Below are 19,386 nucleotides of genomic sequence, written 5' to 3'. Positions count from 1 at the left end.
CGAAAAGCGGGCTTTATCCGGCTCAGCTCTTCGGGTTCAGAATGTTTCTCCAGTCAAGATCGCCTCTTTCCAGGCCGTGGATCAGAACCTCGGCGGTTGCGATGTTGGTGGCGACAGGGATATTATGCATATCACACAGACGCAGGAGATTCATGTCGTTCGGTTCATGCGGCTTGGCCGTGAGCGGATCGCGGAACAAAAGGAGCAGATCCACCTCGTTGCACGCGATACGCGCGGCAATCTGCTGATCGCCGCCCTGTGATCCGGCAAGGAAGCGCTGAATGCGCAGGCCGGTGGATTCGGCAACCATCTTTCCGGTCGTGCCGGTGGCGCAGAGGTTGTGGCGGCTGAGCACGCCGCAGTAAGCAATGCAGAATTGAACCATCAGTTCCTTTTTGGCGTCGTGGGCAATCAATGCGATATTCATCGTGGGACCCCTCCTTCTTGGTTGTTCGGATGAAAAGCTAAAATTTACGGAGAGAAACAAGCGGAACCTGTTCGCCTTCCAGGCGGGCGGCGAGACGGCCAAAGGCAAGCGCGCCCTGGCTGCGTTCCGGGAAAGCACAGGCTTCCGCCGTGGCGGCTGCGAGCTCCGGGTCTTCGGGGATGACGGCGATCAGGCGGACTCCCACCGCGTCAATGACGTCGTCAAGGCTGTGATAAACCGCCTGGTTTCGGAAAGCCGTGCCGGAAAAGCGGTTGATCACAAGGCGATGCTGTGTCAGGCCGAGACGTTCCAGCGCCATGCGTGTTTTGGCCCCGTTGCGCAGGCAGACGGGATCCGGTGTGGAGACGAGAAGCACGCGCTGTGCGGCCGCGACAGCGCTTTCAAAGCCCGCGCCCAGTCCGGCCGGGCAGTCGATGAGGATATGGTCGTAATAACGGGAAAGAGCGCCCACAAGCTGTTTCATCACACCGGGGCTCACGATGTCCTCCTCGCGCGAAGGCGCGGCCAGCAGGTACATTCCCTCCTGCCATGAGCACGGATAAATTGCCTGATTGAGCTCGGCTCCTCCGGCAATCACATCGGAAATATCATAGACGCGCTCTTCCGCAACGTCAAGCATGTGGTCAAGACAAGAAAGCCCGGCGTCCCCGTCGATCAACAGCACGCGCTTGCCGCGCCGCGCCAGTGCGGAACCCAGGCCTGTAGCGAGAGTGGATTTCCCAACCCCGCCTTTTCCAGATGTTATCACAGTTACTGCGCCCATGCGATCCTCCTCAATAGTTCCATAGTATCACAATCTTTTGGGTTAGTCAAAAGATTTTTCGTGAATAATGCGTAAAGCAACTTTTTTATGTGGGTTATACAACGGAAGGAAAGCGCGTTTGTGGATCTTTCGCCCCACAGCTTCCGCGGCAGGTGCGGGAGGGAGGCGGCAGGGTGCTTTATCAACCCTCAGAGGAGGCGCTGCTGGAGGATTCGCTGGATGCGCTGCTTGCGGCCTGCTGCTGCGCATACTCGCTTCGTTCGACAGCGGTGCGGATCTGCCCGTCGTCGCAGACCTGTGCATCATAGAAGTATGCGTCCAGAATATCGCGCACCACGTTTTGACAGTAGGTACTGGTGGAACCATGGTCCAGCACCACGGAAAAAGCGATCTGCGGATCGTCAGCGGGCGCATAGCCGATAAAGGTCACGTTATCCGAACCGCTGGTGCGCTGCGCCGTACCGGTTTTGCCCGCGATTGCAATCGGGTACTTGCCAAGCGAGGAGCGGGCGCTGCCCTCTGTGATGACAGCCTTCATGCCTTCCTTCACATAGTCCAGATTTTCCTGTGACACACCGACATTTTCCACGATTTCCAGCGCAATCTCGTCCTTGACTGTCTCGCGGGTGTAGTCGGTGATCTTGCTGACAAGGGTTGCACGGGGGCGGTTGCCGTTGTTGGCGAGGGTGGCGGCGTAGGTGCACAGCTGCAAGGGGGTGAAGGCGTTGTCGGACTGGCCGATGGCGGCGTTGAGCGTTTCGCCCTGATACCACACGTCACGCGAGCCGGGACCCGCCAGAACACCCGCGCTTTCGCCGATCTCGATCCCGGTCTTGACACCGAGGCCAAAGCGCTGGCAGTAGAGATTCATGGCCGTGATGCCGAGCTGGTAGCCTGTCTCAAAGAAAAAGATGTTGCAGGAGTCCGCCAGCGCTGAGCGCAGGGAAACGTCCCCGTGCCAGCCGAGACACGTCGGCGCGCCGGTGGTGCTGCCGTTTGTAAAGCGGGTGTAATAGTGGCCGCAGTGGATCACGGTGCTGTTGGTGATGACCCCTTCCTCCAGCGCCGCGCAGGCCACGGCGGGCTTGAAGCAGGAGCCGGGGGAGAAGGTGCCGATGAAGGCTTTATTGACCAGAGGGGTGCCGAGTGTGTCGTTTGCCAGAGAAGCGTAATAGGCCGCGTCCTCCTGCGCTAAAATCGAGTCGTAGGTGGGATACGTTCCGGCGGCCAGGATGGCTCCCGTTTTCACGTCCATCACCACGGCTCCGCCCGAATAGCAGTCCTCGCCGTGATCCTGGGAACGGTTGTCCTTGTTGATGGAGTTGAGATATTCGCCGTTTGCCCGTGTGGCGGTGATATTTTCCGCCAGAGAGGCATTGACGACCTCCTGAATCCGCTTGTCAATGGTCAGGTAGATGGTATCGCCCGCCACGGGGGCCTGGGTGACGGTTTCGCTGGCAAGCGAGCCCATGCTGGTGATTTCGACAACCTTCTCGCCGTCCTTGCCGCGCAGCAGTTCCTCAAACGCGCTCTCCACGCCGCTGATGCCGATGCTGTCATCGAAAGCGTAGCCCTTTTCCTGGTAATTGTTCTGCCAGTCCTCCATAGAGGAGAATTTCCCCAAACGCCCGACAATATGCGGAATCAGGGAGGTGTTCTGATATTCACGGGCCGTTGTCACCTCGATGGAGACGCCCGGCAGCTTCTGCGTGTTCTCGCTCAGGATCGTCACGATCTCGAGGGAAACGTCGTCCGCCATCGTGTAAGGGTTTGAGATGCCGAACTGATTTTTTGTCATATTGTAGCGTACGGAAACGATATCGCGCGTCTCCTCGGGCGTGTAGCCCTCCACGCTGTATTTTTCAATCAGGCTTTCCATGCAGAGATCCGCCGAGGCATAGGAATTGACGTCGGCGTAATCGCGTCCCTTGAGCGTTTCAATCTCCTTGTCGCTGTCCGGTGTGAAGGCGTAGGCGCCATTTTCCCAGACAATCGGCAAAACGTCCGTCCACTCCTCGCCATGCTCGTCCAGCAGCGTGATGATCTGGTGGATCGTCTCGTTTTCCTGCTTCACCGTCTCGGCCATTGTGTTCAGGCGCATGTAGGCCCAGTCGAGCACAATGGCGTAGCCGGTGCGGTTCACAGCCAGCGGCTCGCCGTTGACGTCGAGGATCTCTCCCCGGGCGGCCGTCATTTTCACGGTGGACTGCGTGGAGTTGTCCGCTGTTGTCAGCCAGGTATCGCCGTTTACGATCTGCCAGTCATACAGACGCAGCACATACGCGCCGAACACGGCAATCAGCAGCAGGACACAGAACACATACCGCCACGCGGGGCGGGGACGCTTTTCCATGGAAGCCTCCTTCCTAATCACGCTCGCGCAGGAACAGGGCAAGCGCACGGTTGAAATAGTAGGTGATGGGCATAAAGATTAAGGTGTAGCCCATGCGCGGGAGATAGTGGTGCACATAGGCGTAGCCCGGATAGTCGTAGCCGTAGAGCAGGTAGCAGAAAAACCATTGAATCGACAGGAGAAGGACGATCCCCAGCATTCCGGCGAGAATCGCCGTGAGCAGGTTGGTGCGGATCAATTCCGCCGCCAGGCAGCCGAGCAGCCAGCACATCACGCCGAGGAACAGTCCATGAAAGCCGAAGGCCGTCCCCATGCCGAAATCAAGAAAGAGCCCGCACAGCACGCCGAAGGCCATCGCCGCCAGATCCGTCTCAAAAAACGCGATCGAGAGCGCGGCGGGGATCAAAAGCACCGGACGCGCGCCCAGAATGGGGGGCAGCAGTCCGGGGGTTTCCTGCACCATGAACAAAACGAGAATTTCCAGAACGTAAGCAAAAAAACGGATTCCCTTGTAGCGGTTCATGGCGTGTCCTCCGAAGAGGAAGATGACGCGGAGGAAGCGCTGGAAGAAGTCTCCTGCGAGGAGGCACTGTCTCCGGAAGTGGTGCCGGACGAAGCGCCTGACGAGGTATCGGAGCCGGTCATGGCTTCGCCCTGGCCGAGGAAGGAGGTAATCACCATCACGTCGCGCACTTCGGTCACATCCACAAACGGGCGCACCAGCGCGTACAGGGAGACATCGTATTCCTCATGGCCGATGGATTCAATCACACCGATTTTGAGATTCTGCGGATAAATGCTGCCAAGGCCGCTTGTCACGACGATATCGCCGGCCTTCGCCTGGGTGTCCGCCGTCAGGTAGCCGAGCTTGATCAGGCCCTGATCCGCCAGCTTGATGTCGGTGCTGATCACGCCGCTCTCGCCGGCCACCTTGTCGGTGCCGCCTGTTTCCGCGAAACCGCCCATGCGTGTATCGGGCGAGAGGATTGTCGTGACCTCCGCGGAGATCGAGTTGGCGCTCGACACCCAGCCGACCACGCCCTCATCGGTGACAACGGGATCGTTGACGGAAACGCCCGCCGCCGTGCCCCGGTCGATGGTGAAGGTATAAAAGCGGTTCGGGTCCCGGCCGATGACAGAAGCGGAGACAAGCTGAAAATCCGGATTGAGCTCCTTCATATCCAGATATTTATAAAGCTGGGCATTTTCCTTTTTGAGGTCATAATAATCCACCAGCTGGCTTTGCAGCTCCGCGATCTGCTGGCGCAGCTGCGCGTTTTCCTCCATCAGCTCTTCTTTGGAGGTGGAAGCGTCGCGCGCCGCGACGGCGGCGTTTGCCGTCACCAGCGTGCCGACACGCTGCATCGGGGTGGAAAAAAAGCTCAGAAGGTTCGACGGCGCTTCCCCGCCAAACCCGGCGGTGAACAGCATCAGGCACAGCATCGCCGCGCACACCGTCAGGAGAATCTTGAAGCTGCGGGTATGAAGCAGATCGTTGTGATTCATGTGTTGTTCATCACCTCTTTTTCTTGTGGTTTTTGCAAACCTTTCTTTTGAAGAGCCGTTCCCCAACGCACGGAAAACCTCGAAATTATTCCCTACGCTAATTTTGAGGTTTTCCCCCACCAGCCGGCCAGTCTTGCGCGTCAGCGCAAATTTGGCCGGCCGCGCTGAGGGAGAGGGGGCGGCAAACTGACGTAGAAAACAAAGCGCGGGGTTCGAAGGGGCAAGGCCCCTCGCGGTTCTTTCCCCCATTTCTTGGCGGCAAGAAATGGGGGGCCGTCGAGGCCTGAGCGAATCATGTACTGGCTGACGCCAGCACATAGGGAAACCCCTCATGTGGGTTTCCCCACGAAAAAACAGTCCCCCGGACTGTTTTTTCTCCCCTTCCTGCATTTTGGGAAAGAAAAGGCACGGTTAGGGGTTTCACCCCTAAAACCCCACGTCTCCGCTGCCGCTCCGGTCGGCGCCTTGTTTGTGTGCCACTGGCACACGGCGCCCTTTTGAAAAAGGTGGACGAAAACTTTTAGGCGGCTGCGCCGTGCTTGCGGGATGCCGGGAGCATGTCCAGACCGTCCCGCGCCGCCGGGCTTTCCTTTTTCACACAGCTGCCGCGCGGGCCATTGCGTGCAGGCTCAGCCAGCTTAGCGTCTGTTGTTCTTGTAATACGTGTTGGGCATGTTGATCTCAAGGCGCTTGCCGGTGCCGTCCACCACGCAGTCAAGCGGACTTTCCGCTACATGAACCGGCATGCCGGTCTCGCGCTCGACAAGCTGATCCAAACCGCGCAGCAGCGCGCCGCCGCCCGTGAGCGTGATACCGTGGTCGATAATGTCGGCGGAAAGCTCCGGAGGGGTCTTTTCCAGCGTGCTCTTGATTGCGTCCACAATCGTCGACAGCGGATCGGAGAGCGCTTCGCGCACTTCCTCCGCCGTGATGGTTACATTCTTCGGCAGACCGTCGACCAGGTTGCGGCCCTTAATCTCCACGCTCGTGCCGTTGTTGTCCTCCGTCGGGTACGCGGAACCGATCGCAATCTTGATCTGCTCGGCTGTGCGCTCGCCGATCAGGAGGTTGTATTTCTTTTTGACATAGGAAATGATGGATTCGTCAAACTTGTCTCCGGCTACGCGAACGGAGCAGGAGGTCACGATGTCGCCCAGCGAAATCACCGCCACCTCGGCCGTGCCGCCGCCGATGTCCACCACCATGCTGCCGGTCGGATCCGCCACAGGAAGCCCCGCGCCGATCGCCGCCGCCATCGGTTCCTCGATCAAATCCACCTGGGACGCACCGGCCTGACGCGCCGCGTCCTCCACCGCGCGCCGTTCCACTTCCGTAACGCCGGAGGGGATGCAGACTACAATATGCGGCTTGGAGAACATCGTGGAGCGCACAACCTTGCGGATGAAATGCTTGAGCATTGTGGCCGTGATGTCAAAGTCCGCGATAACGCCGTCCTTGAGCGGGCGAACCGCCACAATGGAGCCGGGGGTGCGTCCGATCATTTCCTTTGCCGCCGAGCCGACAGCCAGCACCGTGTCGCTGCGCACGTCCACCGCCACAACGGACGGTTCACGCATGACGATGCCCTTTCCCTTCATAAACACCAGAGTATTTGCGGTGCCCAGATCAATACCGATATCCTTGGAAAACATGAATGTATCCCCTTTCCGGGCCCCAGCAGAGGCGCCCGTCCCTCTAAATTTATTTTTCAACTTGACATAATGACACAATATAAGGCTATTATAACCCCTTGATGGGAAATACACAATAAAAAAAATGTAAATTCGAGGCGGCCCGAAGCCGCCGGTTCTTCAGACGGAAAGAGCGCGAAGAATCCGGTCAACACGCGCGATCGGAAGGCCGACCACCGTGTAATAATCCCCGGAGATCCGCCGCACAAAAAGCGCGCCGCGCCCCTGGATCCCGTAGGCTCCGGCCTTGTCCATCGGTTCGCCCGTGTCGAGATAGGTTTCAATTTCCTCCTGCGTGAGCGGGTAAAATTCCACCGCCGTGGATTCCACCCCGCACATCTTCTTTGCGCCCGCGAGCACACAGAAGCCGGTGTGCACGCTGTGCCGCCTGCCGGACAGGGAGAGCAGGGTCCGTTTCGCGTCCTCGCGGTCCTTTGGCTTGCCGAGGATTTTACCGCCGAGATCCACCACCGTATCCGCCGCGAGGATTACATCTCCCGGCTTTTGGCGGGCCGAAAATTCGGGAAGCGCCTGCACGGCCTCCGCCTTGCGGCGCGCCAGCAGTCCGGCGGTTTCCCGCGGGGAGAGGCCCAAAGGGGCTGTCTCGTCCGCGTTGGCGGGGAGCACGGTGAAGGAATAGCCCGCCAGTGTGAGCAGCTCTTTCCTGCGCGGAGACGCGGAAGCCAGATACAGCATGACAGCCCCTCCCTTATTCGTGAATGTGGATGCGGCTGTAGACAAGGATCGCCACAAGCAGCAGAATTGCCTGCGCGACGTTCAGGCTGATCTGCAGGCCGAACGTCACCGTCAGCACAGCGAGATCCAGCGTGGCGGGAGCCAGCCCGAACTGTGCCGAAAGCCCAAGCCAGGACAGGAACGGCACGCCTGCCGTCACATTTCCGATCACCTTGCCCAGCACAATGGCCAGCAGCAGCAGAATCACCAGCAAAAGCGTGCGGATGATGTTCTTTTTCATGTCCTTTCCTCCCTCACGGCGGCTGTGCCGGTCGAACCGAAGCCGCCCGCGCCGCGCGCCGTGTTCTCCAGATCCTGCGTCTCACACACCGGCAGCAGCGCCGTGGGAACCACCACCAGCTGTGCCAGACGCTCCCCGTTTTCCACAATGCACGGTTCGTTTGTGAAATTGTAAACCCCGATAAGGATTTCTCCACGGTAATCGCTGTCAATGACACCCACACCGTTTGAGAGCATCAGCCCCCGGCGCATGCCGAGGCTGCTCCGGGCAAAGAGCAGGGCCACATAGGCCGGGCAGGGCAGGGCAATCGCGATCCCTGTGGGAATCAGCGCCCGTCCGCCGGAGGGGATGGCCATGGGCTTGTCCAGACAGGCGCTCAGATCCAGCCCGGCGGATCCTTCCGTGGCGCGCGTCGGGATGACGGCATTTTCCCGCAGTCGTTTGATTTTCAGTTCGTCCATAGAAAAAGCATCCTTTCGCTCTGGTTCATTCGATTCCGCGATAGGCAAGCCCGCGCGTCCATTCTCCGGCGGGCGGTTCACCCGCAAAGCAGCAGCGCAGGATTTCTCCCCACTCCGTTTCGGGCTCGCAGGTCAGCCGCACCACGCCGAAGTCGGCCCAGCGCAGCTCGTCCGGCCGGTCGCACAGCTCCAGCGGGACGCTGTTGAGCACCTCGCTGCACGCTCCCGTGCACTGCACCGGGAAATGAACGCCGCGCCGGTCCGTCAGCACGGGGCTCTCCCCCGTCTGATGGCAGTTCAGACAGCCGCGCGGGCCGTTCGCCGCCGGGCAGGCGCGTGTCAGCATGAGCGGCTGGCGGCCATACACCAGCAGGCCGCGCGGCAGCAGCCCGCCGAGCTTCGCGCTCTGGGAGAGCGTCAGCTCAAAGCTTAGCTCTGTATCGAGAAGGCCGAAGCGCTCGTAGAACGTGAGCGCCGCCGTGTTGGTGATGTTCAAAGAAAAACCTCCATGGACGGTGAAGCCCAGCTCCCGGCCCAGCCGCACCGCGCCGAGGTTTCCGGCCCAGCAGTGCGTGACGCCGGCACGCCGCGCCGCTTCCAGCCGCCGCGCGGCTTCCCGCTCCAGGCCGAACAGACCGCGCGGCAGCTCCAGTGCGAGGGAATAGCCCTCCTCGATCAGGCGGGAAAGCGCGTCCTCCTTCGTGTCCCAGGGCACGCAGCACAGTTCGCACCGCAAAGCCTCCTTCGGCAGGCGGGCTGAGGGGAACCGCGCGCGCAGGGGCAGCGCTCCCTCCCGTGCCGGGTGTGCCGGGGCGGAGAAGGGAACGGGCGAAAAGGGGATCGCAGGGCGTTCCTCGCGCTGTGTCAGAAGCGAAGAGAGGGCTTCCCGGCGCAGGGCGTTGAGCGCGGAGGCGGACAGCGCAATCCCCTCACCGAGATCGCACGCTACCTTTTCGGCGTAAAACGGTGTGCCGCCGGTCTTTTTGAGCTGATCGGCGCAGCGCTCCGGGTCGGCGGGCCGGGTGCGGGCCGCTTCGGGCGGAGCGCCCTTGGCTGTGGCGGAAAAGCCCTCCGCGTCCGTGACGGTCAGCGTGACCGGTTTCCCGGCGCGTGCCGTCAGCTTCATGCGCACCGCGACGCGGGGGTATTCCTCACGGTACAGCCCGTGCAGCTCCCCAAAGACGGCTCCCGTCGCGGCGGCGGCGTCCTCCTTTGAGCGCGTGCCGAACAGCGGCCGTGTCCGGCTGCGCGAGGGCGCGTCGAAAAAGCCTGAGGTGAATCCGGAGCGCGAGAACACAGCTTCCAGATTTTCCAGCAGGCGGGGCGGGATCTCCACACCGTCCGCGGCGCGGCGGCAGGCGGAAACGGCGGCGGCCACATACTCCGGCCGCTTCATGCGTCCCTCTATTTTGGCGCTCATCACGCCCGCGTCCTCCAGCTCGTGCAGGCGGGGGATGAGCGAAAGGTCTTTCAGGCTCAGGTCATGCCCGGTGCCGCCGGGCGCGGAAAAGGGCAGACGGCACGTTTGCGCGCACATGCCGCGGTTGCCGCTGCGCGAGCCGAGCATGGCGCTGAAATAGCACTGCCCGGAGACGGACATGCACAGCGCGCCGTGCACAAAGCTTTCCAGTTCAATCGATACAGCTCCGCGTGTCTCGCGGATCTCAGCGGCAGTCATCTCACGGGAGAGCACGGCGCGCGCCATGCCTGCTTCCTCGGCGGCGGCCGCGCCCTGCGGGGTGTGCAGGCTCATCTGGGTCGAGGCGTGCAGCGGAAGTGAGGGCGCGCAGTCGCGCAGGCGGAGCAGCAGCCCCGTGTCCTGCACAAGCACCGCGTCCACCGGCAGGGTGCAGGCAAAGCGGACAAACTCCACAGCGCGCTCGATCTCCTCGTCGCGCAGGAGGGTGTTCACAGCCAGATGAACGCGCACGCCGCGCGCGTGACAGTAACGCACGGCCTCGCGCAGGGCGTTGTCGTCAAAGTTATGCGCAAACGCGCGCGCCGAAAACGATCCGCCGCCCAGGTAAACGGCGTCCGCTCCGGCGCGCACGGCGGCCTGCAAGCTTTCCGGGGAGCCCGCTGGGGCAAGGATTTCCATCACGGCGGTCACTCCTCATCTGTTTTCTTCTCAAAGAAGGAGATAAAGCCCTTCTCTGCGTCGGGATCCACGCCCTCCGGCGTGTTTTCCTGCGGCTGGGACGCTTCGGCGGGGGCGGGCTGCTCCTCCTTTGGATCTTGGTGAGAGCTGCTTTCCGGCTTCGGCTCGTCCGCTTCCTCTTCAGCCAGGCGGGCGCGCAGACGCTGCACCTCACGGCTCAGGCGGTCGGCCTCGCGGCGGGCTTCATCCGCTTCCATGCGCGCGTGGGAGGCATCCTCCACATAATTTTTGATCTGAGCGCGCAGGTTGTCCGCGGCGGCCTTCGCCTTCTGTGCGTCGTCGCAGTAATTGAGCGCGGCAAACACAGCCGCCGTGGCGATGGAAATACGTTCGTTCTGACGGCACATGGCGTTCATGGAGCGGGCCACCTCGGCTCCGATCGCGCGGATGTACTCCTCGCTGTCGTCGCTTGCGATGACGCACTCCACGCCGCAGATCTCAAGGCGGATTCTATTTTTACTCAAAGCCTGTCACCCTTTCCGGAAAGCCCCTTTCGGGGGCGCGTTTTGTTTCCCTTTATCATAGCACGAAAGACGGCAGGGCGGCAAGCGTTCCGGGAAAAGTTGATAAAGGATTGAGAAATGGATGATAGCATAGAAAAGCCGGTTTCCAAAACCTGTGTGCTCCGGTGCGCCGGGGTTGTGAAAACGGGCGGATTGGTATACAATAGAAAGACGGAAAAACAGAGGCTTAGAATTTTATGAAACAAGAGGTTATGGGATGCGATTATATTTTTCAAGCAAGCTGAAAAAGAACCTGTTCCCGATCCTGACGATTTCCATCACGATGGGGTTTGTCCTGTATTTTCTGCTCTCCAACGGCGGGGTGCAGAATCTGGGCCAAATCCTGATGCGCCTGCGCTGGGAATGGCTGGCGCTGGCGATCGCGGCGGCGGGCGGCACACTGCTGCTCGAGGGCTTCACGCTGAACCTGTTCTGCCGCCATGTCTGCCCGTGGTGGAGCTTCGGGCGGTCGTTCTCCGTGGGGATGACGGGCCTGTTCTACAGCGCCATCACACCGTTTTCAACCGGCGGGCAGCCGATGCAGATCTACTCCATGAATAAGATGGGCATGGATACCGGCCGTGCGGGCAGCGTTATCGCCATGAAAACGCTCGTGTATCAGGTGGTGATGGTGCTCTATTCGCTGCTGCTCGTCTTCACCCAGCTTGGCTTTTTCCAGAGCCATATCAGCAATTTCTCGTTTGTCACGGTGATCGGCCTGCTCTCGAACAGCGCCTTTATCGCCGCCGTGCTCACCTTCACCGTGAGCGAACGGGGCACCGATCGCGTCCTGCGCTTTTTCCTGCGCCTTCTGTACCGGATGCGCCTGGTGCGCCATCCCGTGCGGCGCTACCAGCGGATCCATGCGCAGCTTGCCATGTTCCACAAGAGCGCCGGGATTATGGGCCGCTCCTTCAAGCTTTATTTTGTCACCGCGGTGCTTACCGCCGTGCAGATCACGATTAACAGCTTGATCTCGTATTTTATTTACCTGAGCTTTGCGCTGCCCGCGGAGAGCGTTTCCGTGGTCACGATGGTGGCGGCGCAGGTGTTTGTGGCGATGGTCTCCGCGTTTGTCCCCCTGCCGGGTGCGTCCGGCGGCGCGGAGGGCTCCTTTGTCATCTTCTTCGGCAAATTCTTCGGGCAGGATATCGTCCCGGCCATGTTCCTGTGGCGGCTCCTGACGTACTACCTGAACATTGCGCTTGGCGGCTTCTTCTCCGTGTGGGGCGGCAAGCGCTACGCGAAGCACGAGACGGACGCTTCCCCCGCCGGGGACGGCACGGCAAGCGATTGATTTCCCAAGACAGCAAAACAGCCCTTTTGGCAGCCGGACGGCCGCGAAAAGGGCTGTTTTTTATCTCATATATTTGCGGAAGTTACGGCGGGTTTTCCAGTAGCCCATCTGGGTTTTGATACGCTTGAGGCTGCTTCCGCCGAAGAACAGGAAAATGTTCGCAAGGGACATCAAAATGCCGATTCTGGCCGGCCAGCCGCCAAGGATAAAGCTGACGAGCAGCAGCACCGCGTCAAGAATCGCGAGATACTTGATCTTGATCGGCAGCACAAAGAAAATCATCAGCCGGTAGTCGGGATAGAACGCCGCGAAGGCGAGAAAGAGCGAGAGGTTCAGGTAATAGTTGCTCCCGGAGCCGGTGATGAGCGCTGTGAGAATCGCGCCCACTATGCCGCACAGGTAAAACAGGTTGAAGCGGAACACGCCCCACTGCTGTTCCAGCCCGCGCCCAAGCAGGCAGTAAAAGTACAGGTTGAACAGGATCCACAGCGGAGAGGACGAGGGCGGCAGAAACAGGAAGGTGACAAGCCTCCACACCTGCCCGCGCAGCAGGAAGCTCCGATCCAGCGAGAGCAGCATCGGCAAAGCGGGAAAAAACATACTGAGGATATAGACCAGCAGCATGGCTCCCGAAAGGAAGAACATCAGGTTTGGAACGGCCAGCCTTCTGGCTTTTCGCTCCAGGCGGTCAATCCAGTTCATACGATAAGGTTTCGCTCCTTTCCTCTCTGCGCCGCATCACAGAAAGACTTCAAAAATCATAAAACGATTATACCCGATTTGCCTCCCTTTGGCAAGCGGGACGGAACTTCAGACAGGCTTTCCCAGAACAGACAGGATCGCCTCAAACAAATCAATGGCTTGTTTGCGGTGCGCGCTGTCAAGCGTGTTCACACGGCGCATCAGATCGTTGCTTTTGGTTTCATATCCGACCGACAGGCTGTCCTGAAGGACGGAGTCGGCGGAGACGTCCAGGGTGTTGAGCAGCTGAAGGAGAGTCTCCAGCTTCGGCACCTTGTCGCCGCGCTCAATATCCGCCAGGTAGCGCGTGCTGATTCCAGCCCGGTCCGCGCATTCTTTCATGCTCCAGCCATGCTGCGCGCGGCTGGCCCTCAATTTCCTTCCCATGCTTTTGCAGTCCATCCAAACACCCCCTATTTCGGGACCTTTACACCCAATAGCATACCAACAGTGACAAAAAGGGAAAATGCTCTATTTGGAGAAGAATCCCTGGATAGGGGTTGACTCTTTTGAAAAAGTATCATACCATGGGACAATAGAACCCAGTATCTGCAGCCTGCGGAAAGGAGGGAAAAGTATGGAAAAACCGGTGGTGGTCACCCGCCGGGTGGATGAATTGGGACGCATCGTTCTTCCGATCGAGCTGCGCAAGCAGGCGGGGATCGAAAAGGGAGAGGAATTTCAGATTTCGGTGCGGGAGAGCAGCGGGGAGATTATTCTGAAAAAGGTGAAGCCTGTGTGTCTGAGGTGCCAGTCGGAGGAGGGGCTCAGGGAGCTCAAGCCGGGATGTTATCTCTGTGAAAGATGCATCGGCGAGCTGAGATAAAAGGCTCGCATATTTTTTTGGAAATCCCCCTTGACTTTCACAAATGCAGGCGGTATACTACCCTTGTCTTGCTATTATGACAAAAAAGAAATCACAATACAGAAAGGAGGCGGACAGAATGATCGGTAAGAATCGTATCACGTATCGGAACAACAAAAGATCCGGGCTTTTTGGGAGATGTCTGTCCGCGTGCCGCCCCCGTCTGCTGTAACGGGGTGTATTCTGTGCGGATCAGCGCCTCCGGCTCGGGCCGGAGGCGCTTTTTTTGCGTTTTCCACAGGAAAGCGCCGGTGAAACGAAAGAGGAGGGGATTTTTTGAAAGAGACAAAACGCGCGCTGATTTGGCGCTTTCTGCGGCCTTATGCATGGATCTTCGCGCTGACGCTGCTGTTCTCCGTGTGCAACACGGTGCTGGGTTCGCTGACGCCGCAGGTGGTCCGCGTGGCCGTGGACTGTGTGCTTGGCGGTGAGCCGTTCCCGGAGGTGGTGACGCTGCTGGCTCCAGGGCTGACACAGGCGGAGCCGATGGTGCAGCTGTTCGCCGCGGCGGGCTTTCTGCTGCTGGTGGCGGTGTTCTCCGGGCTGTGCACCTACGGCAGCCGCATGACCACGGCCAAGGGTTCGGAGAGCTTTGTGAAATCCATGCGCGACGGGCTGTACCGGCATATCCAGCGCCTGCCCTACGCATGGCACGTCCAGCACAGCACCGGCGAAATCATCCAGCGGTGCACGTCGGACGTGGAGGTGGTGCGCAACTTTGTGACAAACCAGCTGCTCGAGGTGTTCCGCATCGTGTTCCTGGTGGTCTTTTCGCTGGCCGTGATGTTCTCCATGAACTGGAAAACCTCGCTGATAGCGCTCGGCTTCCTGCCCGTTATTCTGCTGTATTCGGGATTCTTTTATTCCAAAATCGCGAAGCGGTTCCTCACGGCGGACGAGGCCGAGGGCGAGCTTTCCGCGGCGGTGCAGGAAAACCTGACGGGCGTGCGCGTGGTGCGCGCGTTCGGGCGGGAAAAGTATGAGGTGGAGCGCTTTGACCAGAAAAACGATCGCTGGGCGATGCTCTGGATCCGCCTGGGACGGCTGCTGAGCGCGTACTGGGGAATCGGCGATCTCATCACGGGATTGCAGATTCTTACGGTGATCTGCGTCGGCGTGACGCAGGCGGTGAACGGGGAAATCACGCTCGGTGAATTTCTGGCGTTCGTGTCGTACAACCAGTCACTGGTGTGGCCGGTGCGCGGATTGGGACGTATCCTCTCGGAGATGAGTAAGGCGGGCGTGTCGATCGACCGTCTCGCGTACATCCTCGATTCCGAGACGGAGCAGGAGCCGCCGGACGCGCAGACCCCGCCGATGGATAAGGACATTGTGTTTGACCATGTTTCATTCTCCTACGGTGAGCAGCCTATCCTGCGCGACGTGAGCTTCACGATCCCGGCGGGCAAAACCTTCGCGATCCTCGGCGGCACGGGAAGCGGCAAGTCGACCATGATGCACCTGCTCGACCGGCTCTATGAGCTGCCGCAGGATGGCGGGAAGATCACAATCGGCGGGGTGGAGCTCTCCAAAATCAGCCGCCCGTACCTGCGGCGGAACATCGGCATGGTGCTCCAGGAGCCATTTTTGTTCTCGCGCACCATCCGGGAGAACATCGCGGCGGTGCGCCCGGGCGCGAGCATCGAGGAGGTGCGCCGCCACGCGGGTACGGCCCATGTGGACGAGGCGATTCTGGAATTCGCCGAGGGCTACGATACGATCGTGGGCGAGCGCGGCGTGACGCTTTCCGGCGGGCAGAAGCAGCGCGTCGCGATTGCGCGCACGTTGATGCAGGACGCACCCGTCCTGATTTTCGACGATTCGCTCTCCGCCGTGGACGCGGAGACGGACGCGCAGATCCGCGCCTCCCTGCACGACGCGAAGGGCAGCGCGACGGTCATTCTGATCTCGCACCGCGTGACCACGCTGATGCAGGCGGATCAAATTCTGGTCCTGCAAAACGGAAGAGTCGCGGAGATCGGCACGCACGAGGAGCTTCTGGCGCTCGGCGGGATCTACCGCGAAACATACGACATCCAGACAGCGGCCGCCGACCGCGAGCTGCTGCGTGAGGAGGAAGGAGGCGAAAGCCATGGGGTATGATGAGCAGGAATATACCAAATCCTTTGAGTGGTCGTCCTGGAAAAAGCTGTTTCCCTTTTTGAAGCCCTACCGCAAGCTGATTTTAGCGGTGCTGGCGCTGAACCTTGTGTGCGCCTGCATCGACATTGCCCTGCCGCTGTTCCAGCGGTATGCGATCGACGAGTTCATTGAGACGGGAGACGCTGCCGGCCTGCCGTGGTTCGCGGCGGCATATGCCGGGGTAATCGTGCTGCAAACACTGGCGGTCATCCTGTTCACACGCCGTTCCATGCGCATTGAGATGAGCCTGGGGCGGGATATGAAGCGCGCCTGCTTTGTGCATTTGCAGACGCTCTCGCTTTCCTATTACAACGTCACGCCGGTGGGCTATCTGCTTTCCCGGATCATGAGCGACACCAACCGCATCGCGGGCATGATCGCGTGGAATATGGTGGATATCCTGTGGGCGATCTTCTATGTACTCGGCGTGTTCATCGCGATGTTCTTCCTCAATCCCGGCCTGGCCGCGACGGTGATCCTCATCGTGCCGGTGATTTCGCTGCTGACCGGCTGGTTCCAGGAGCGCATCCTGCGCTGGAACCGCCGCGTGCGCAAGATGAATTCGCGGATCACCAGCGCGTACAACGAGGGAATCATGGGCGCGCGCACATCGAAAACGCTTGTCATCGAGGAGCAGAACTGCCGCGAGTTTGAGTCCGTGACGCAGGACATGCGCGTGTCGTCCGTGAAGGCGGCGCGCCTGTCCGCCGTGTATATCCCGCTGGTCATGTTTTTCAGCTCGCTGACCACGGCGATCGTCCTCGCGCGCGGCGGCTCGCTGGTGCTCTCCGATCTTCTGCTGATCGGCACGCTCTCGGCCTTCACCTCCTATGCGGTGGGCATCTTTGAGCCGATCCAGCAGATCGCGCGGAATATCGCGGATATCCTGTCGCTCCAGGCGAATATCGAGCGCGTCATGGGCCTTCTTGACGAAAAGCCGCTGATCACGGATACCCCCGAGGTGATCGAGCGCTACGGCACGGCCTTTGAGGCCAGGCGCGAAAACTGGGAGCCGATCCGCGGCGAGATCGAATTCCGCGACGTTTCCTTCCGCTACCCGGACGGCAACGAGGACGTGCTGAGCCACTTCAACCTGAAAATCCCCGCCGGGTCCACGATCGCAATCGTGGGCGAGACAGGCGCGGGAAAGAGCACGCTGGTGAACCTCGCGTGCCGGTTCTTTGAGCCGACGGCCGGACAGGTGCTGATCGACGGCAAGGATTACCGTGAGCGCAGCCAGCTGTGGCTGCACAGCAGCATCGGCTATGTGCTGCAAAGCCCGCACCTCTTCTCCGGCACCGTGATGGAGAACATCCGCTACGGCCGTCTGGACGCGACGGATGAGGAGGTCATCGCGGCGGCGAAGGCGGTCTCCGCCGACCAGGTGGCGGCGAAGCTGGAAAACGGCTATGAGAGCAACGTGGGCGAGGGCGGCGATCGTCTTTCGACTGGCGAAAAGCAGCTGATCTCCTTTGCCCGCGCCGTGCTGGCGAACCCGCGCATCTTTGTGCTCGACGAGGCCACCAGCTCCATCGACACGCAGACCGAGCAGCTGATCCAGAAGGCGACGGAGCTGCTTCTGCGCGGCCGCACCTCCTTCCTCATTGCGCACCGCCTTTCCACGATCCGCCGCGCCGACCTGATTCTCGTGGTGCGCGACGGGACGATTGTAGAGAGCGGCACGCATGAGGAGCTGCTGCGCAAAAAGGGCTATTACCGCGACCTGTATTTGCAGCAGTTCACACATGACGCCTGCGAAAGCGGCGCGTAAGCCTGTACCCCCGTCTTTTTACGGGGAAATATGGAAAAAAATCAGCATGGATGAAAAAAGCATCCGGAATTTTATAAACTGTCCAAAAGCAAGAGCCTTTGTTCATATATCTTATGAAAACCATCCTGTATAATGAGAGCAAGGAGAGCCATTCGTCCGCCTCCTGCCCGTTGGAGCGGGCGGACGGCTTCCGGCAGGGATCATACGGCCCTTCCGCGCGTGGGAGGCCGAAAAAAAGAGGATGGTGATTTTGTGAAAAAAACAGCCGCGAGAAAGGGACTGGCCAGTGTGCTGGCGGTGGTGGTGGCGTTCACTTCCGTGATCTTCGCCGTACCCCAGCGGGCGTATTCCGAAACGGCAAGCCGGGCGGAGGGAGTTTCCAACGGAGGCTTCGAGACCGGCGTGCTGGATTCGGGCTGGCAGAAAAACTCCTGGTGCACCAGCGGCGGCGCGGTGATGGAGGTTGTGCAGAGCGACGGGAATGTGCTGCCGGCGGAGGGAGACTGGTTTCTGAAGGAAACGCCCAAGGGAAACGGCTCACAGGTGATGCAGGAGGTTTCCCTCACCGAGGGGCAGTCCTACTGGCTCACAGCCCAAATCTATCAAACGCAGGCCGGTTCCTACTCCGTGGGGTGCAGCGCAACGAGGGGAAAAACGGCGATCCCCAGGCGGCTGTCGCCACACAGCAGGAGACAGGGGTCTGGATTCCCGTTGCCAAACGGTTCACCATGTGGAAAAACGGCTCCGGCGACAAGACCGTGGTGTATACCTGGGCGACAGCCAACACCGGCACGGCTTATCTGGACGATGTGCGGATTGTGCCGGCCGCCGATTATACAGCGCTGGAGGAGAAGCTGACACAGGCCAAGGCCATGCTGTCGTCTCCCGGAAGCTCCACCCAGGAAGCGATAGAGAATCTGCGCCTGGCGGTATCGGCCGGTGAGGCGCTGGCGGACACGGCAAACCCGGATAACGTGAACACCACACAGGAGGAAATCGCAGGGGCGCTCCGCGATCTGGAAACGGCAATGGCGGCCATGGACATGACCGAGCCGGGTGTGACGGTGAGCGGCGAGACCTTCTATATCGACGCGGCGCAGGGAGACGACTCGAATTCCGGCACCTCGCCCGATCAGGCGTGGCGGACCTTTCAAAACGTGGAATCCCTGCGGCTGACGGCGGGAGGAAAGCTTCTGCTCAAGGCGGGATGCGTGTGGAATGGGGAAAAGCTCCATCTCATCAATCCCACCGGAACGCAGGAAAATCCGGTCGTTCTGGGGCGCTACGGGGACGAATCCGATCCCAACCCGGTGATCAACGGAAACGGCAACCCGTGGATGTACGCGGCGCCCAGTGAATCGAAGGAGGACGCGGCGGTCGTCCATATCGACAACCCGAGCCATTTTATTGTGGAAAACCTGGAGGTGACGAACTGGGAGGAGGATCCCGCCCGCCTGATGAACGACGGAGCCAATTCCTCCTGGCAGGGCGTCCCTGTTACCAGTACGATTGCGTATCAGCAGAGCAAATCCCTTCTCACCGGCATCCTGGTGCTGAACAAGGATGGAGGGGATCTGCCCGGCGTCATCGTGCGCAACAACTAAACCTTGCAGGACAAAGTTCTGCCGCAGTTGAAACAGCAGCTTGCCGATACAAAGGGGCTTTTCAAAGGCAAAGAGCGAAAAGCGTTAGAGGTAAAAATCAAAGAAAC

At 60.1% G+C, this 19,386-nt stretch carries 18 protein-coding genes; 5 read left to right on the top strand and 13 right to left on the bottom strand.

Annotated elements, in window-relative coordinates:
• Window positions 1–22: 22 nt before the first annotated feature.
• From mgsA to zapA, 11 genes are all read right to left on the bottom strand, one after another.
• A complete protein-coding gene (gene mgsA, locus B5F35_RS01275) occupies window positions 23–427 on the bottom strand; it encodes a methylglyoxal synthase (protein WP_087237305.1) in 405 nt (134 codons plus the stop codon).
• A 37-nt stretch (window positions 428–464) separates the two neighbouring features.
• A complete protein-coding gene (locus B5F35_RS01270; RefSeq protein WP_087237303.1) occupies window positions 465–1,211 on the bottom strand; it encodes a nucleotide-binding protein in 747 nt (248 codons plus the stop codon).
• A gap of 181 nt (window positions 1,212–1,392) precedes the next feature.
• A complete protein-coding gene (locus tag B5F35_RS01265; protein WP_087237301.1) occupies window positions 1,393–3,564 on the bottom strand; it encodes a peptidoglycan D,D-transpeptidase FtsI family protein in 2,172 nt (723 codons plus the stop codon).
• Between the two features lie 13 nt (window positions 3,565–3,577).
• Window positions 3,578–4,087 (bottom strand): rod shape-determining protein MreD, encoded by a 510-nt coding sequence (locus B5F35_RS01260; RefSeq protein ID WP_087237299.1) that lies wholly within the window; start codon window positions 4,085–4,087, stop codon window positions 3,578–3,580.
• Window positions 4,084–5,070, bottom strand: coding sequence for a rod shape-determining protein MreC (gene mreC / locus B5F35_RS01255; RefSeq protein ID WP_162611288.1), 987 nt, complete (start codon window positions 5,068–5,070; stop codon window positions 4,084–4,086). Before mreC ends, B5F35_RS01260 begins: the two co-directional genes overlap by 4 nt.
• Window positions 5,071–5,708: 638 nt before the next feature.
• Complete coding sequence (locus tag B5F35_RS01250; RefSeq protein ID WP_087237295.1) at window positions 5,709–6,722, bottom strand: rod shape-determining protein; 1,014 nt, start codon at window positions 6,720–6,722, stop codon at window positions 5,709–5,711.
• Window positions 6,723–6,881: 159 nt separating this feature from the next.
• Window positions 6,882–7,457, bottom strand: a complete 576-nt coding sequence (locus tag B5F35_RS01245) for a Maf family protein (RefSeq protein ID WP_087237293.1) — start codon at window positions 7,455–7,457, stop codon at window positions 6,882–6,884.
• A gap of 13 nt (window positions 7,458–7,470) precedes the next feature.
• Window positions 7,471–7,737, bottom strand: coding sequence for a DUF4321 domain-containing protein (locus tag B5F35_RS01240; RefSeq protein ID WP_087237291.1), 267 nt, complete (start codon window positions 7,735–7,737; stop codon window positions 7,471–7,473).
• On the bottom strand, window positions 7,734–8,198 hold the full coding sequence (dut, locus tag B5F35_RS01235; RefSeq protein ID WP_087237289.1) for a dUTP diphosphatase: 465 nt from the start codon (window positions 8,196–8,198) through the stop codon (window positions 7,734–7,736). The genes B5F35_RS01240 and dut overlap by 4 nt, the downstream gene beginning before the upstream one ends.
• A gap of 25 nt (window positions 8,199–8,223) precedes the next feature.
• A complete protein-coding gene (locus tag B5F35_RS01230; protein ID WP_087237287.1) occupies window positions 8,224–10,296 on the bottom strand; it encodes a peptidase U32 family protein in 2,073 nt (690 codons plus the stop codon).
• Window positions 10,297–10,304: 8 nt separating this feature from the next.
• Window positions 10,305–10,820, bottom strand: a complete 516-nt coding sequence (zapA, locus tag B5F35_RS01225; protein WP_087237285.1) for a cell division protein ZapA — start codon at window positions 10,818–10,820, stop codon at window positions 10,305–10,307.
• Window positions 10,821–11,076: 256 nt separating this feature from the next.
• Here zapA and B5F35_RS01220 point away from each other — a divergent pair, with 256 nt between their 5' ends.
• A complete protein-coding gene (locus B5F35_RS01220) occupies window positions 11,077–12,156 on the top strand; it encodes a lysylphosphatidylglycerol synthase transmembrane domain-containing protein (RefSeq protein WP_087237283.1) in 1,080 nt (359 codons plus the stop codon).
• 60 nt (window positions 12,157–12,216) lie between these two features.
• Here the strand turns inward: B5F35_RS01220 and B5F35_RS01215 are convergent, their stop codons facing one another.
• Window positions 12,217–12,858: a rhomboid family intramembrane serine protease gene (locus B5F35_RS01215; protein ID WP_087237281.1), complete on the bottom strand. Its 642-nt coding sequence runs from the start codon at window positions 12,856–12,858 to the stop codon at window positions 12,217–12,219.
• Between the two features lie 108 nt (window positions 12,859–12,966).
• Window positions 12,967–13,299, bottom strand: coding sequence for a helix-turn-helix domain-containing protein (locus tag B5F35_RS01210; RefSeq protein WP_087237280.1), 333 nt, complete (start codon window positions 13,297–13,299; stop codon window positions 12,967–12,969).
• Between the two features lie 175 nt (window positions 13,300–13,474).
• On the opposite strand from B5F35_RS01210, the gene B5F35_RS01205 reads away from it, so the two are divergent.
• From B5F35_RS01205 to B5F35_RS18625, 4 genes are all read left to right on the top strand, one after another.
• The gene (locus B5F35_RS01205; protein WP_087237278.1) at window positions 13,475–13,723 is read left to right on the top strand and encodes an AbrB/MazE/SpoVT family DNA-binding domain-containing protein; all 249 of its coding nucleotides are present in this window, start codon (window positions 13,475–13,477) and stop codon (window positions 13,721–13,723) included.
• A gap of 315 nt (window positions 13,724–14,038) precedes the next feature.
• Window positions 14,039–15,865, top strand: coding sequence for an ABC transporter ATP-binding protein (locus tag B5F35_RS01200; RefSeq protein WP_087237276.1), 1,827 nt, complete (start codon window positions 14,039–14,041; stop codon window positions 15,863–15,865).
• Window positions 15,855–17,675: an ABC transporter ATP-binding protein gene (locus B5F35_RS01195; protein ID WP_087237274.1), complete on the top strand. Its 1,821-nt coding sequence runs from the start codon at window positions 15,855–15,857 to the stop codon at window positions 17,673–17,675. The genes B5F35_RS01200 and B5F35_RS01195 overlap by 11 nt, the downstream gene beginning before the upstream one ends.
• 728 nt (window positions 17,676–18,403) lie before the next feature.
• Window positions 18,404–19,279 carry a hypothetical protein gene (locus tag B5F35_RS18625; protein WP_162611287.1) on the top strand — a complete coding sequence of 292 codons (876 nt, stop codon included), beginning with the start codon at window positions 18,404–18,406 and terminating at the stop codon, window positions 19,277–19,279.
• Window positions 19,280–19,386 lie beyond the last annotated feature (107 nt).

This window comes from Anaeromassilibacillus sp. An200 (assembly GCF_002160025.1).
Classification (GTDB): Bacteria; Bacillota; Clostridia; order Oscillospirales; family Acutalibacteraceae; genus Caccousia; species Caccousia stercoris.
Note: the sequence above shows the minus strand (reverse complement) of the source record. Positions and strands in the feature narration are given on the sequence as shown.